3 protein-coding genes are annotated in these 2,501 nt (G+C 75.0%); 1 reads left to right on the top strand and 2 read right to left on the bottom strand.

Going from position 1 to position 2,501, the window contains the following annotated elements:
• On the bottom strand, window positions 1-1,330 hold a 1,330-nt coding region (locus HGA02_RS16220), incomplete at its 3' end, for an ATP-dependent helicase (RefSeq protein WP_168680127.1).
• Between the two features lie 211 nt (window positions 1,331-1,541).
• On the opposite strand from HGA02_RS16220, the gene HGA02_RS16215 reads away from it, so the two are divergent.
• A complete protein-coding gene (locus tag HGA02_RS16215; protein WP_168680125.1) occupies window positions 1,542-1,805 on the top strand; it encodes a mycoredoxin in 264 nt (87 codons plus the stop codon).
• Window positions 1,806-1,901: 96 nt separating this feature from the next.
• On the opposite strand, the gene nudC is transcribed toward HGA02_RS16215, so the two are convergent.
• On the bottom strand, window positions 1,902-2,501 hold a 600-nt coding region (nudC, locus tag HGA02_RS16210; RefSeq protein WP_168680124.1), incomplete at its 5' end, for an NAD(+) diphosphatase.

Genomic DNA, 2,501 nt, shown 5'->3' with positions numbered 1-2,501 from the left:
CCCAGCGCTCGCGCGCGGCGCCCCGCGCGGCCGGCGGCTCCTCCGCCCAGCCGACCGTCCGCAGGATGTCGCGCACCGTCTCGGGCATGGGGACCGTCGGGTCGGCGGAGCGGGCGCCGCCACGCAGCAGGACGAGGGCGTCGCGGACGTCGCGCCGCGCGAAGAACCGCTCGCCACCGCGGACCTGGTAGGCGATCCCGGCGGTCGCGAGCGCCTCCTCGAAGGCCTCCGACTGCGCGTTCGTGCGGTACAGCACCGCGACCTCGCTGGGACGGACACCGCTGCGGACCAGGCGGCCGATCGCGTGCGCGACACCGGTCGCCTCGGCCTCGTCGTCGTCGTAGGCCGTGAAGCGCACCTCGGGGCCGTCCGGGCGCTGCGCGCGCAGCTCGAGGGGCGCCGGGCCGCCCGCGCGGCGGGTCGCGTCGATGACGCGGTTGGCCAGGCTCACCACCTGCGGCGTCGAGCGGTAGTCGCGGACCAGGCGCACGACCGTCGCACCCGGGTGCGTCGTCGCGAACGTCGTCAGGTGGTACGGCGTCGCGCCCGCGAACGAGTAGATCGTCTGGCTCGGGTCGCCGACGACGCACAGCTCGTGCCGGCCACCGAGCCACTGGTCGAGCAGGAACTGCTGCAGCGGGCTGACGTCCTGGTACTCGTCGACGACGAAGTACCGGTACTGCTCGCGGATCTCGTCCGCGACGTCGCGGCGCTCCGCGAGCATCGCCGACAGCAGCAGCAGGACGTCCTCGAAGTCGATCACGCCGCGCTCGGTCTTGACCTGCTCGTACGACGTCATGAGACGAGCGACGGCCTGCGGGTCCTGGCCGCTCGGCGCCGGGCGGGCGATCGCCCCGACCGCCTTCTCGTAGTCGTCGGCCGTGACGAGCGAGACCTTGGCCCACTCGATCTCGGAGGAGAGGTCGCGCACGCTCACCCGGTCCACCGAGAGGCCCACGCGACGTGCCGCCTCCGCGACGACCTGCGCCTTCTGGTCGAGGATCCGCGGCGGCGCGCCGCCCACGACCTTCGGCCAGAAGAAGCCGAGCTGCCGCAGCGCCGCCGCGTGGAACGTGCGCGCCTGGACGCCCGACGCACCGAGCCCGCGCAGCCGCGTCCGCATCTCCCCCGCGGCGCGCGCCGTGAACGTCACCGCGAGGACGTTCCCCGGGCGGTAGACGCCGGTGCGGATGCCGTACGCGATGCGGTGCGTGATCGCGCGCGTCTTGCCCGTCCCCGCACCGGCGAGGACGCACACCGGTCCGCGCAGCGCGGTGGCGACGGCCCGCTGCTCGGGGTCGAGGGCGTCGAGGAGGGCGTCGGCGGACATCGTCGACCAGTGTTGCAGCCCCGACCGACACACCCGTGCGCCCGTCAACAGGGTCGTCGCAGGTCAGCCGTCCGTGTGGTCCACGCCACACCGGCGGCGCGGAAGCCGTGCCCGTGCGACCGTGTTGCAGCACGTGACGAGGCGCGCTCCTCGTCGCCCGTCCGTCGGGGCCCGGCCGTCCGGTCCCCGCCCGTCGACACCACGAGGACCCATGACCACCGAGACCCTGCCCCAGGCCGGCACCGTGACGATGTACTCCACCACGTGGTGCGGGTACTGCCACCGGCTGAAGAAGCAGCTCGACTCCGCGGGCATCGGCTACACGGTCGTCGACGTCGAGCAGGACGACGCCGCCGCGCAGTACGTCGAGTCGGTCAACGGCGGCAACCGCGTGGTGCCCACCGTCGTCTTCCCCGACGGCAGCGCGCTCACCAACCCGTCGCTGGTCCAGGTCCGCGAGCGCCTCGAGGCCTGACCGGTCCGCTCGTCACGGCGCCCGCCGCCCCCCTCGGCGCGGGCGCCGTCGTCGTCCCGGGGTCCGGAGGCACGCACGGCCCCGTGACGCGGCGCGTCAGGACGACGTGCCCTCCGGGAGCCGGCCGCCGAACCAGTCCTCGACGAGCGCACGCGCGATCGACGACGGTCCCGGCGGGATCACCTCGCCCGAGAGCACGGCGTCGCGCAGCTCGCCGCGGGTGAACCAGGCGGCGGTCTCGAGCTCGACGCCGTCCACGGCCACGTCCGTCGAGCGCGCGTGCGCGCGGAAGCCCAGCATGAGCGACGCGGGGAACGGCCACGGCTGGCTCCCCCGGTACTCGACGGTGTCGACGACGACGCCCGTCTCCTCCCGGACCTCGCGGCGCACGGCGTTCTCGAGCGACTCCCCCGGCTCGACGAAGCCGGCCAGCGTCGACCAGCGGTGCGCCGCCCACGCGGTGGCGTGCCCCAGCAGGAGCCGGTCCTCGTCGTCGACGACCGCCATGATCACCGCCGGGTCCGTGCGGGGGTAGTGCTCCGAGCCGTCGACCGTGCAGGCGCGCACCCAGCCCGACTGCGTCGCGACCGTCACCGCACCGCAGCGTGGGCAGCGCGGGTGCCGGGCGTGCCACGCGTCGAGCGCGACCGCCGCCGTCGCGAGCCCGGCGTCGCGGGCCGACAACGTCGCGCCGAT

The sequence above is a fragment of the Cellulomonas septica genome, from assembly GCF_012396155.1.
GTDB classification, from domain to species: Bacteria; Actinomycetota; Actinomycetes; order Actinomycetales; family Cellulomonadaceae; genus Cellulomonas; species Cellulomonas septica.
Note: the sequence above shows the minus strand (reverse complement) of the source record. Positions and strands in the feature narration are given on the sequence as shown.